This window comes from Flavobacterium hibisci (assembly GCF_020026925.1).
GTDB lineage: Bacteria > Bacteroidota > Bacteroidia > Flavobacteriales > Flavobacteriaceae > Flavobacterium > Flavobacterium hibisci.
Genome location: NZ_JAIQDW010000036.1, coordinates 1 through 12,264 on the forward strand (window position 1 = coordinate 1; position 12,264 = coordinate 12,264).

Consider the following 12,264-nt stretch of genomic DNA (forward strand, 5'->3'; position numbering starts at 1 on the left):
TGCCTAAAAATCAGTCAAAAAAAGGAAAATCATCTTTAAAGCCGAATTCCGAAAACCGAATTAATTTTTTATAGCTATCTTAATTTTTTATAAACGAAAAGAAGCTGTCCTTTTGAGACAGCCTCGTTTTTTCTATTATATTAGGATAGTGAAATTGAGTTTTAGGAACTCAGCACAGCCTTTGCCATTCGCTTAAAAAATTACTATTTTTGCACTCTAAATTTTAAGTCATGCCGAAAAGAAAATATAAAATAGCCGTTGTTCAGTTAAACCTTAACGACGTAGCCGAAAATAATCTTAAAAAATGTATCAGCTGGGTAAAAGATGCCGCTAATAAAGGTGCCGAAGTTATACTCCTGCCTGAGTTATACAGCAGCCATTATTTCTGCCAGAGTGAAGATGTTGATAATTTTGCATTAGCAGAGCCTCTTTACAGCACTTCATTTATTGCGTTTAGCGAATTAGCAAAAGAACTAGGAGTTGTTATTATAGTTCCTTTCTTCGAAAAAAGAATGGCAGGAATTTATCATAATAGCGCCTACATCATTGATACTGACGGAACCGAAGCTGGTTTATACCGTAAAATGCATATTCCGGATGATCCACATTTTTATGAAAAATTTTATTTCACTCCTGGTGATTTAGGTTTTCAGGCTATTGAAACTAAAAAAGGAACTGTGGGTACATTAATTTGCTGGGACCAATGGTATCCTGAAGCAGCACGTATAACAGCCTTAAAAGGTGCCGAAGTGTTATTTTATCCTACAGCAATTGGATGGCATCCAAAAGAAAAAGAGCAATACGGAGAAAACCAATATGGTGCATGGATGAATGTTATGAAAGGCCATGCTGTTGCAAATGGCGTTTTTGTTGCTGCCGCTAACCGAATTGGTCTTGAACAATATATTGATGGAACCGATGGAATTCAGTTTTGGGGGGCTTCATTTATTGCTGGTCCTCAAGGGGAAATTTTAGCACAGGCATCCCACGATCAGGAAGAAATTTTAATTGCTGAAGTTGACTTGGATCTACAGGAAAACGTTCGTCAAAACTGGCCGTTTTTCAGAGACCGAAGAATTGATGCATTTGGAGATATCACTAAAAGAGCGATTGATTAATCAACTCTATATTTTTTATAAAACACAAAAGGCTGTTTCAAAATTTGAAACAGCCTTTTGTTATTAATAGTATCTTATTTATTTCACCTGGAAAGATACTCTTCTTACAATTTGACGCGCTTCTTTTGATTTTTTATTCACAGAAGTGTCTTCGCCATTAGCAATTACATTTAGTCTTGAAGCATCAATTCCTGCATTTATAGCAATTTGTTTAACCGCCTCTGCTCTTTTTCTTGACAATTCAACATTATAACTTGAACTTCCAATTTCATCAGCATACCCTACTAAGTCTGCTGTTTTATTTGGATTATTTTTCAAATATTTAACTAAGAAATCAATACCAGATAAAGATGCAGTAGTTGGTTTAGAAGAATTGAAGTCAAAATATACATTTACATATCCATCGTTGATTAATTGTTCTACTGTGCTATTTGTCTGAACACCACCACTTTTTTGACCATACGTTTTTTCTAAGTAACTTTCTAATTCATCAGGAACACCATTTTGATTGTTATCAATAGATTGTCCTTTTGTATTGACAGCAACACCTGCAATTGAATTTGGTTCTAAATCATACAAATCTGCCACACCGTCTTTATCTGTATCTAAAACACCTGTTTCAAGTAATGCTACTCTTTTTTCTAAATCATCATATCTGTCTTCTTCTCCAACCCAGTCAGCATGTTTTTGATTTTTACCTAAATAAAATGTCAGTCCTAAAGATGCGTTAACTAAACCCCCATCAAAAACACCTGTTGGCGCTGGTCCCATTCCATCAAAATTCCAATTTTGTTGGGCATGAACAATTCCGGTAAGATCCCCAGTCAATGCAACCCTATCACTTAATCTTACCTGAGCTGTTAATCCTAAAATTCCATTAACCATATAGTCTTCACCATCAAAGCCAGTCTTACTGGCAAGCTGAGAAGCTCCAAGTCCACCATGAACTAATAAACCAAAGGTATTTGTCCATGTTTCAAAATTTAAAGCTCGTCCAAGATTTATAACACCTTGTAAATCTGTTCTAATATATCTGCTTTTAAAATCTAATGAACTACCGCCATCTTGAAATTGATCATATCCAAAATCTAATTTAAGTCCAAATTTCGGATTAAACATATATCTTACGCCTAAATCAGCGTGAAAAGAGTTAAGGTTAAAAACTTCAGTATAATATCCAGGTGTTAATGCTCTTGCTGGCTTAGTTAAACCACCATTTAATTCAATAGACCATTTATTATATTGCGAGTTATCAACAGAGGAAGGTTCAATTGAAGTTGATGTTATTCCATCTTGCGCATTCGCCAAAAATGAAAGACATAAAAATGTTAAGGAAGCTAATTTTTTTTTCATGATATTTAAGTGTTTTAATTTTTACATTTTAACGGTGAATTTTAACTTATGAGTTGTTAAAAACTCACAGCAAAATTATGTTAACCGTATAAAAAAAGCTTTCTATTCCTTTTCAGAAATTTTATATAATTCCCATACACTAGGTTATACAGGGAACTATTGAAGGTTTTAGCTTTTTTAAAACAACTTGGGGCGGGATATTTCAAATAACAAACTAATTTCTATTATTTAGCTTATAGATCAAAAAGCAATGAATTCTTTAAATCGATATATTTTGCCATAACCTTAACAAATAATAATTAAAGTTAAATGGAAATTTGTTAAATCATCAAGGGTAAAATTAATGTTTTTTTTTAAATAAACTGTTTTTTTAGTAAAAATTATCAACCATATATCTTTAATAGAATATTAATAAAAAAAGCATTATTGATTATTTTTTACAAAGATTTGTTTTATAAAACACTTTTTTTTGAATTATTTACTGAATTACAAGAGATTACGTGTAAATCTAATTTCAAAATCACTATAATGCTACATAATGCTAATGAATGCTTATCTTTGTATTCTTTTTAATTTAGAAAACTTTTATGAAATTAGATAATAGACGATTTCCTGCAGAATGGGAGAAGCAACAGGGCATTTTACTATGTTTTCCTCATAATGGAAACGATTGGCCTGGGAAATATGAAGCAGTTCAATGGGCATTTGTTGAATTTATTAAAAAAGTAGCCATTTTTGAAACTGTATTTTTAGTTGTAGCTGATGAAAAATTAAAAGGAAAAGTGTTCGAAATGCTCGAAAGAGCACGGGTTAATATTGGAAATATTTCTTTTATTATTCATAAAACAAACAGAAGCTGGATGCGTGATTCAGGGCCGATTATTGTAAAAAATGGTTCTAAAAGAGAAGCTTTAAATTTCAATTTTAATGGATGGGCAAAATATACAAATTATCAGTTAGACAAATTTGTCCCGGGGAAAGTAGCTGATTTTATTGATGTTCCGTTGACTCAGGTAACTTATAAAGGAAAACCGGTAATTGTTGAAGGAGGTGCAATTGATGTAAACGGAAAGGGAACCTTACTAACTTCTGAAGAATGCCTGATGCACCCTACAATTCAGGTTCGTAATCCAGGTTTTACCAAACAAGATTACGAAGCCGTTTTTAAAGAATATCTTGGCGTTACAAATGTTATATGGCTTGGAGACGGAATTGAAGGCGATGATACCCATGGACATATAGATGATTTATGCCGATTTGTAAATGAAGATACTATTGTAACGATTGTAGAAACTGACAAAAACGATTCAAATTACAAGCCTTTACAGGACAATCTGAAACGACTTCAGAATGCAAAATTAGAAGATGGAAAATCACCAACTATTGTTGCTCTTCCAATGCCAAAACGAGTAGATTTTGAAGATTTGCGTTTACCGGCAAGTTATGCTAATTTCCTAATTTTGAATAATTGTGTTTTAGTACCAACCTTCAATGACAGTAACGATCGTATCGCTTTGAATATTTTAGCAGAATGCTTTCCAGATCGCGAAGTAATTGGAATAAGCTGCATCGATTTTATCTGGGGATTTGGAACTTTACATTGTTTGAGCCAGCAGATTCCTGCTTAACATATAATTCTTAGTTTACTAAAAAATTGCCTCAAAGAATAACAACTTCTTTGAGGCATTTTTTTTTAATATTATCTCTATTTAAGATAATTTTTTATTTCTCTTCATGGCCTTACAAAAGGTGGCAACAACTGGCTGCAAACTTCTCCAAAACCAATTCGAACCTCTGCATTTTCACAAAAACCTCTTATTATTACTGTATCATTATCTTCAATAAATTTACGTTCGCTTCCATCTTTTAATTTGATGGGATTTTTGCCTCCCCATGTTAATTCTAACATTGAACCAAAACTATCAGGCGTTGGTCCGGAAATAGTTCCTGATCCCATCATATCACCAGAGTTTACACGACATCCGTTAGAAGTATGATGTGCCAACTGCTGACTCATAGACCAGTATAAATATTTAAAGTTTGATTTGGAAACGACTGTTTCTTCCTGATCTTCCGGTTTAAGTAAAACTTCCAGATGAATATCAAACGCTTTCTTTCCTTTTGTTTGTAAATAAGGAAGCGGTGTCGGATCCTGCTTAGGCCCTTTAGTCCTGAAAGGCTCTAATGCATCCATAGTTACAATCCATGGAGAAATTGATGTTGCGAAACTCTTTGCCAGAAAAGGACCAAGTGGTACATACTCCCATTTTTGTATATCTCGTGCACTCCAGTCATTCAGTAAAACCATTCCGAAAATATAATCTTCTGCTTCATAAGTCGAAATATTTTCGCCCATTACATTTACGTCAGTAGTAATAAAAGCAGTTTCTAATTCAAAATCGACCAGACGCGACGGGCCAAAAACAGGATATTTTTCTCCTGCGGGTAAAATCTGTCCCATTGGCCTGTGAACAGGAATTCCGGACGGAACAATAGTAGAACTCCTTCCGTGATATCCAACCGGAATGTGCAGCCAGTTTGGCAATAAAGCATTTTCAGGATCGCGAAACATTTTTCCTACGTTTGTAGCATGCTCCTTGCTGGAATAAAAATCAGTATAATCTCCAATTAAAACCGGCAATTGCATCTCTACATCTTCAATCTTGAAAATAACAACATCACGGTCTTTTTCTGAATCTCTAAGCTGAGGATTTGTTTCATCAAAAATATCTGCAATACGGTTTCGTACAAGGCGCCATGTTTTTTTTCCGTCAGAAATAAAATCATTTAGCGTATCCTGCATGAACATATCATCTGTTAAATCTATTCCTTCAAAATAGTTTAATTGTTGTAAAGCCCCTAGATCTATAGCGTAATCGCCAATTCTCGTTCCTACAGTAACGACATTTTCTTTGGTAAGAAATACACCGAATGGAATATTCTGAATAGGAAAATCACTATTCTCTGGTACATCCAACCATGATTTTCTTTTGGTATCGTTGGCGGTTATTGGCATGTGAATGTTAATTATTTGTTGAAAAAATCTATGTCAAATATATCATAATCTAACAGTTTCACAAACGTTTTTTTGTATTTTTGCAGGAAATTAACGAAAAACGAAAAAATGCAACGCGACGAACAAATTTTTGACCTTATACTAGAGGAACAAGACAGACAAATTCACGGATTAGAACTTATTGCTTCTGAAAACTTCGTAAGTGATGAAGTAATGGAAGCTGCTGGTTCAGTTTTAACTAATAAATATGCTGAGGGATATCCTGGCAAAAGATACTACGGCGGTTGCGAAGTAGTTGACGTTATTGAGCAGATTGCAATTGACAGAGCTAAAGAATTATTTGGTGCTGAATACGCCAACGTACAGCCTCACTCTGGTTCTCAGGCAAATGCTTCTGTTTTTCACGCTTGTTTACAGCCTGGAGATAAAATTTTAGGATTCGATTTATCACATGGCGGTCACCTCACCCACGGTTCTCCTGTAAATTTTTCAGGCCGTGTTTACAATCCTATATTTTACGGAGTAGACAAAGAAACAGGAAGATTAGATTATGATAAAATTCAGGAAATTGCTACTAAAGAGCAGCCAAAATTAATCATAGCCGGAGCTTCTGCTTACTCTCGTGATATGGATTTTGAACGTTTCAGAGTAATCGCTGATAGCGTTGGTGCAATTTTGATGGCTGATATTTCTCACCCTGCAGGTTTAATTGCAAAAGGATTATTGAATGACCCGATTCCACATTGCCATATTGTAACTACTACAACCCACAAAACATTGCGCGGACCAAGAGGTGGTTTGATTTTAATGGGGAAAGATTTCGAAAATCCATGGGGATTAAAAACTCCAAAAGGTGAAATCAGAATGATGTCTTCTTTATTGGATTTAGCTGTTTTTCCAGGAAATCAGGGCGGACCTTTAATGCACATTATTGCAGCTAAAGCTGTTGCTTTTGGTGAAGCTTTAAAAGATGAGTTCTTTACTTATGCTATGCAATTGCAGAAAAATGCTAATGCTATGGCAGATGCTTTTGTAAAAAGAGGATACAACATTATCTCTGGCGGAACCGACAATCATATGATGCTGATTGACCTAAGAAATAAAAATATTTCAGGAAAAGATGCTGAAAACGCACTGGTAAAAGCAGAAATTACAGTAAATAAAAACATGGTTCCATTTGATGACAAATCACCATTTGTAACTTCAGGAATACGTGTTGGAACAGCTGCAATCACTACTCGTGGTTTAGCTGAGGCAGATATGGAAACTATCGTAGCCTTAATAGATAAAGTACTTGCAGATCATACAAACGAAGCACTTATAGAAGAAGTTGCTAACGAAGTAAATGAAATGATGAGCGAAAGACCAATTTTCGTTTACTAAAAAAGTTTCAAGTTTAAAGTTTCAAGTTTAAGGTTTTGCGCTGCTGAAAGTGCAAAACTTTAAACTTTTTTAGTTCTCAACAAAAGCTAATTTAAAGATAAAGCTGAACTGGAGAAGCAAACCTGAAACCTGAAACGAATAAAAACTTTAAACAAAATAAACACATGGGCGTACTTAGATTACAATTGCCAACCGACCCAAGATGGGTTAATATTGTTGAGAAAAACATACAAGAAATCCTTACTGACCACGCATGGTGCGAGCAAAAAGCAGCTACAAATGCAATTACAATTATCACTAACAATTCTGAACATCAGGATTTAGTGAAGGATTTATTGGCTTTAGCCAAAGAAGAAATTGACCATTTCGAACAGGTTCATAACATTATTATCAAAAGAGGATTAAAACTAGGACGCGAACGTAAAGATGATTATGTGAACGAATTATACCAGTATATGAAAAAAAGCGGAGACGGAAGCCGTGTGTCAGGATTAGTTGAAAGATTATTGTTTTCAGCAATGATTGAAGCCAGAAGCTGCGAACGTTTTAAAGTACTTTCTGAAAATATCCAGGATGAAGAACTAGCCGTTTTTTACAGGGAATTGATGGAGAGTGAAGCTGGACATTACACGACTTTTATTACTTATGCGCGTAAATATGGCACCGGAATTGACGTTGAAAAACGCTGGAGAGAATGGCTCGAATTTGAAGAATCGATTATCACAAACTACGGAAAAGGTGAAACAATTCACGGATAATTTTTGGTCTATTCTATTTTTTCAAACACAAATAATTACAACTGAACCTTTAATTTTATACTATTTTTAATACTTTTTAAGTTCTAGACTTTTAAATTGCAGTAAAATTAAAGTCAATTATGGTTATGGATAAAATAAAAATACTTTGGGTCGATGATGAAATCGATCTTTTAAAACCACATATATTATTTCTTGAGAAAAAAAATTACGCAGTTACAACCTGCAATAACGGGCTCGATGCAATTGGGCTTTTTGAAGAAGAAAATTTCGACATCGTTTTTTTAGATGAAAATATGCCCGGAATGAGTGGTCTTGAAACACTTTCTGAAATGAAAGAAAAAAAGTCTGCTATTCCTATGATTATGATTACCAAAAGTGAGGAAGAATACATCATGGAAGAAGCAATTGGATCTAAAATTGCCGATTACCTGATAAAACCCGTAAATCCGAATCAGATTCTTCTAAGTTTAAAGAAAAATCTGGATCATTCCAGGTTAATTTCTGAAAAAACGACTTTGGATTACCAAAAAGAGTTCAGAAAAATTTCTATGGAATTGGCCATGGTAAATTCTTATGAAGACTGGGTTGAATTATATAAAAAATTGCTGTTCTGGGAATTAGAGCTTGAAAACATCAACGATCAGGCGATGATTGAAATCCTGGAATCGCAAAAAGTTGAAGCCAATTCGCAATTTGGTAAGTATATCGAACGAAATTATGAAGACTGGTTTGCTCCTAAAGCAGACAAACCAATTCAGTCACACAACTTATTTAAAGAATTAGTCGTTCCGGAACTGAAAAAGAAGGACAAACCTATCCTATTTGTTGTTATTGATAATCTGCGTTACGATCAGTGGAAATCTTTTGAAACCGTAATATCCAATTATTACAAGTTAGAAAAAGAAGTTCCTTATTTCTCCATACTTCCAACAGCTACACAATATGCACGAAACGCTATTTTCTCTGGTTTACTGCCGGTTGAAATGGAAAAACAATTTCCCGAATATTGGAAAAATGATGTGGAAGACGGTGGAAAAAACCTTTATGAAGCTGAATTCCTTAGTGCGCAACTGAAACGTCTGGGATTGAATATTAAAGAAGATTATTTTAAAATCACGAATTATTCCGGAGGTAAAAAACTGGCAGAAAATTTCAAAGCTTTAAAAGGCAATGATCTTGTAACTGTCGTTTATAATTTTGTTGATATGTTGTCGCATGCCAAAACTGAAATGGAAGTTGTAAAAGAGCTTGCTTCAGACGATAAGGCTTATCGTTCACTCACTTTAAGCTGGTTTAAAAATTCACCTTTACTTGAAATTATTCAACAGGCACAACTTTTAGGTTTTAAATTAATCCTGACAACAGATCACGGAACCATAAACGTAAAAAATCCATCAAAAGTTGTTGGGGATAAAAACACCAGTCTTAATTTACGTTACAAAACCGGGCGCAGTTTGACTTACGAACAAAAAGACGTTTATGTGGTAAAAGAGCCGAAAACTATCGGTTTGCCAGCTATAAACATGAGCAGTTCTTTTATTTTTGCAAAAAATGATCTGTTTTTGGCTTACGTAAACAATTACAATCATTATGTGAGTTATTATAAAAACACCTACCAGCATGGCGGAATTTCGCTTGAAGAAATGATTATTCCGTTTCTGGTATTTAACCCAAAATAAAAATAATTTCAGTTCCGGTTTTATAATTAAATAGTTCCGGGACTGATTCAAATAAAGAATAGAAAACAATGAATATCGTTTTTTCATTAGATCAGCTTCAGGAAGTAGCCGAACAAATTATTGCTCAAAATCCCAAAAAAATCATTCTTTTTAATGGCGAAATGGGCGTTGGAAAAACTACTTTGATTAAAGAATTATGCAAAACCCTGGGAGTGGAAGACGCTACCAGCAGCCCAACTTTTTCTTTAGTTAATGAATACTACACTTCTGACAATAAAATTGTATATCATTTTGATTTTTACCGACTAAATAAAGAGACTGAAGCTCTGGATATGGGTGTTGATGATTATCTGTATTCAGGAAACTGGTGTTTTATCGAATGGTCTGAAAAAATTGCTAGTTTAATTCCTGAGGAGCATTCAGTTGTTAAGATTGAGTTATTGCCGGATGGAAAAAGAAAATTAGAATTAAATTAAAAAATACAAGAAACTTGTATCGAATACCAAATACTAAAACAGAAAAAAATTACTGGCATATTTCTAATATAATCATAATCCTTTGTGAATTTATATTCTCTTATTTCCAATGAACACTCAAAATATCGTAGAAATAATTCCTTTTTCACCTGAATTGAAAGATCACATTAAAACTTTGAATCTTCAATGGCTGACAAAATATTTCAGAGTAGAAGAAAAAGACGAATTGGTACTTTCTAATCCGCAGGAAGAAATTATAGACAAAGGCGGAATGATTTTTTATGCTAAACTTAATGATGAAATCTTAGGCACGGTTTCCTTAATGAAAATTGATGGTGAAACTTTTGAATTGAGCAAAATGGCGGTTTCAGACAAAGCCCAGGGACTTGGAATTGGTAACAAATTGCTCCTTCATGCCTTTGCCATAACCAAAGAAAATAATATCAAAAAGTTAATTTTATATTCAAATCGAATTTTATTACCCGCAATACATTTATATAAAAAATTTGGTTTTGTTGAAGTTGTCCTTGAAGAGGGACTTTACGAAAGAGCCAATATTAAAATGGAAAAAATGATAGTTTAACTGCTAATTCAGTATTCGCAGAATATTTTACTAATTTTAAAACTTTTTACGTAATTTGTACTCTTAATTCTTGCATCACACATGTCAATAACCTTAACCCCATTTACCAAACAGCAATTGTTGCCACAAGAAGAAAAACTTGAAATTGGCCGCCAAAAAAGAGAACTTTTTATAGGTATCCCAAAAGAAACAAGTTATCAGGAACGTCGTATTTGCTTAACACCCGATGCTGTAAATTCATTGACATATGCAGGACATCGTGTTATGATTGAATCAGGTGCAGGTGAGAGTTCCAGCTATTCGGATAAAGAATACAGTGATGCGGGTGCAGAAGTTACTAATGATACTAAAAAAGTTTTTGGTTGTCCGTTATTACTGAAAGTTGAACCACCTACTTTGGCAGAAATCAAAATGATTAATCCTGAAACGACAATCATATCTGCTATCCAGTTAAAAACTAAAAAGAAAGCTTATTTTGAAGCTTTAGCTCAAAAAAAAATTACTGCACTTGCTTTTGAATATATTAAAGATGAAGACGGTTCCTATCCTGCCGTGAAATCATTAAGCGAAATTGCCGGTACAGCTTCTATTCTGGTTGCTGCCGAACTTATGATTACAAATGAATTTGGAAAAGGACTTTTATTTGGAAACATTACAGGTGTCCCGCCTACTGATGTTGTTATTTTAGGTGCCGGAACCGTAGGTGAATTTGCTGCAAAAACGGCCATTGGGTTAGGCGCCAATGTAAAAGTATTTGATAATTCGATTACCAAATTACGTCGTTTACAAAACAATCTTAACCAGCGAATTTTCACCTCTACTATCCAACAGAAAGCATTATTAAAAGCCTTGAGACGTTGTGACGTAGCAATTGGCGCAATGCGGGGAAAAGAACGCTGTCCGATTATAGTTACTGAAACTATGGTCGAACACATGAAAAAAGGTGCCGTAATTGTGGATGTAAGTATTGATATGGGAGGCTGTTTCGAAACCTCTGAAGTAACAACCCACGAAAAGCCAACTTTTATAAAAAGCAATGTTTTACATTATTGCGTACCTAATATTCCTTCAAGATATTCCAAAACAGCTTCACTTTCAATAAGCAATATAATTACTCCTTATCTTCTTCAGATAGCTGAAGATGGAGGTTTGGAAAGTGCTATCAGATGCAATAAAGGGTTAAAAAATGGAATCTATCTATACCACGGAATACTGACTAATAAAGCTATTGGGGAATGGTTTGATTTACCTGATAACGATATCAATTTACTTGTTTTCTAAAACAACTTTAGCTTACCTTTGCAAAAAATTTAATTCATGAAGTTTGTACACCGTTTTGCTTATTACTTGGTTGGTTTGGTTATGGGATGTTTTTTTGTAGCGCTCGTTTTTAGCGGAAAAGATACCCGATGCAATTATTTTCCGAATGCCAGGGTTTTAAATAGTCTGAGAACCAAACCTTTTCAATATTCTCCAAAAGCTCTTCAGACTCTGAATGAAAAATGGATTGATACAGCTGATATAAAGAACACACTGCAATTTGGTGATGTTGATTTTGACCAGAGCAATGTTCCTTACAAAAAAGGAAAATTATATGTTATCGAAGGAAAAACAATAAAAAATCAGGAAATCATCCTTAAAGTAACCAATTACGAAAATAAAGCCGTTTTGGAAGAAATAATAAAAAAATAAATAATTACTTTATTATAGTTTAGAAGAGGCTGTCTCAAAAGTGAGGCAGCTTTTTTTGTGGCATAAAAAAAAGGAAAGCTTTCGCTTTCCTAATTCTTGCAATTTAATTAAATTGCGGTGTGTGTATAGCTTCAAAAGTAGTCTTTAAAGATTACATTCCCAACCAAAATGTGCTTTTTCCTCCGAATTTATCGGAGCTTATTGAC

The 12,264-nt window shown here is 34.1% G+C and carries 11 protein-coding genes; 9 read left to right on the plus strand and 2 right to left on the minus strand.

Annotated features, from left to right (window positions below; all coding sequences use genetic code 11):
- Positions 1 to 230 precede the first annotated feature (230 nt).
- Positions 231 to 1,118 (plus strand): carbon-nitrogen hydrolase, encoded by an 888-nt coding sequence (locus K8B81_RS20510; RefSeq protein WP_223683401.1) that lies wholly within the window; start codon positions 231 to 233, stop codon positions 1,116 to 1,118.
- A 78-nt stretch (positions 1,119 to 1,196) separates the two neighbouring features.
- On the opposite strand, the gene K8B81_RS20515 is transcribed toward K8B81_RS20510, so the two are convergent.
- Positions 1,197 to 2,471 (minus strand): OmpA family protein, encoded by a 1,275-nt coding sequence (locus K8B81_RS20515; protein ID WP_223683402.1) that lies wholly within the window; start codon positions 2,469 to 2,471, stop codon positions 1,197 to 1,199.
- 587 nt (positions 2,472 to 3,058) lie between these two features.
- Between K8B81_RS20515 and K8B81_RS20520 the strand changes: the two genes are divergently transcribed.
- The gene (locus K8B81_RS20520; protein WP_223683403.1) at positions 3,059 to 4,099 is read left to right on the plus strand and encodes an agmatine deiminase family protein; all 1,041 of its coding nucleotides are present in this window, start codon (positions 3,059 to 3,061) and stop codon (positions 4,097 to 4,099) included.
- 104 nt (positions 4,100 to 4,203) lie between these two features.
- Here the strand turns inward: K8B81_RS20520 and fahA are convergent, their stop codons facing one another.
- Complete coding sequence (gene fahA / locus K8B81_RS20525; protein WP_223683404.1) at positions 4,204 to 5,487, minus strand: fumarylacetoacetase; 1,284 nt, start codon at positions 5,485 to 5,487, stop codon at positions 4,204 to 4,206.
- 108 nt (positions 5,488 to 5,595) lie between these two features.
- Between fahA and glyA the strand changes: the two genes are divergently transcribed.
- From glyA to K8B81_RS20560, 7 genes are all read left to right on the plus strand, one after another.
- Positions 5,596 to 6,870, plus strand: coding sequence for a serine hydroxymethyltransferase (gene glyA / locus K8B81_RS20530; protein ID WP_223683405.1), 1,275 nt, complete (start codon positions 5,596 to 5,598; stop codon positions 6,868 to 6,870).
- A gap of 164 nt (positions 6,871 to 7,034) precedes the next feature.
- A complete protein-coding gene (gene miaE, locus K8B81_RS20535) occupies positions 7,035 to 7,628 on the plus strand; it encodes a tRNA-(ms[2]io[6]A)-hydroxylase (RefSeq protein WP_223683406.1) in 594 nt (197 codons plus the stop codon).
- 125 nt (positions 7,629 to 7,753) lie between these two features.
- Complete coding sequence (gene porX, locus K8B81_RS20540) at positions 7,754 to 9,307, plus strand: T9SS response regulator signal transducer PorX (RefSeq protein WP_223683407.1); 1,554 nt, start codon at positions 7,754 to 7,756, stop codon at positions 9,305 to 9,307.
- Between the two features lie 68 nt (positions 9,308 to 9,375).
- Positions 9,376 to 9,783: a tRNA (adenosine(37)-N6)-threonylcarbamoyltransferase complex ATPase subunit type 1 TsaE gene (tsaE, locus tag K8B81_RS20545; protein WP_223683408.1), complete on the plus strand. Its 408-nt coding sequence runs from the start codon at positions 9,376 to 9,378 to the stop codon at positions 9,781 to 9,783.
- A 109-nt stretch (positions 9,784 to 9,892) separates the two neighbouring features.
- A complete protein-coding gene (locus K8B81_RS20550; protein WP_223683409.1) occupies positions 9,893 to 10,366 on the plus strand; it encodes a GNAT family N-acetyltransferase in 474 nt (157 codons plus the stop codon).
- Positions 10,367 to 10,447: 81 nt separating this feature from the next.
- The gene (locus tag K8B81_RS20555) at positions 10,448 to 11,647 is read left to right on the plus strand and encodes an alanine dehydrogenase (RefSeq protein ID WP_223683410.1); all 1,200 of its coding nucleotides are present in this window, start codon (positions 10,448 to 10,450) and stop codon (positions 11,645 to 11,647) included.
- A 36-nt stretch (positions 11,648 to 11,683) separates the two neighbouring features.
- On the plus strand, positions 11,684 to 12,058 hold the full coding sequence (locus K8B81_RS20560; RefSeq protein ID WP_025572925.1) for a DUF4258 domain-containing protein: 375 nt from the start codon (positions 11,684 to 11,686) through the stop codon (positions 12,056 to 12,058).
- Positions 12,059 to 12,264: the final 206 nt, after the last annotated feature.

Coding starts and splice junctions, on each gene's coding strand:
- K8B81_RS20510 (WP_223683401.1), top strand. CDS start 231: ATGCCGAAAAGAAAATATAAAATAGCCGTTGTTCAGTTAAACCTTAAC.
- K8B81_RS20515 (WP_223683402.1), bottom strand. CDS start 2,471: ATGAAAAAAAAATTAGCTTCCTTAACATTTTTATGTCTTTCATTTTTG.
- K8B81_RS20520 (WP_223683403.1), top strand. CDS start 3,059: ATGAAATTAGATAATAGACGATTTCCTGCAGAATGGGAGAAGCAACAG.
- fahA (WP_223683404.1), bottom strand. CDS start 5,487: ATGCCAATAACCGCCAACGATACCAAAAGAAAATCATGGTTGGATGTA.
- glyA (WP_223683405.1), top strand. CDS start 5,596: ATGCAACGCGACGAACAAATTTTTGACCTTATACTAGAGGAACAAGAC.
- miaE (WP_223683406.1), top strand. CDS start 7,035: ATGGGCGTACTTAGATTACAATTGCCAACCGACCCAAGATGGGTTAAT.
- porX (WP_223683407.1), top strand. CDS start 7,754: ATGGATAAAATAAAAATACTTTGGGTCGATGATGAAATCGATCTTTTA.
- tsaE (WP_223683408.1), top strand. CDS start 9,376: ATGAATATCGTTTTTTCATTAGATCAGCTTCAGGAAGTAGCCGAACAA.
- K8B81_RS20550 (WP_223683409.1), top strand. CDS start 9,893: ATGAACACTCAAAATATCGTAGAAATAATTCCTTTTTCACCTGAATTG.
- K8B81_RS20555 (WP_223683410.1), top strand. CDS start 10,448: ATGTCAATAACCTTAACCCCATTTACCAAACAGCAATTGTTGCCACAA.
- K8B81_RS20560 (WP_025572925.1), top strand. CDS start 11,684: ATGAAGTTTGTACACCGTTTTGCTTATTACTTGGTTGGTTTGGTTATG.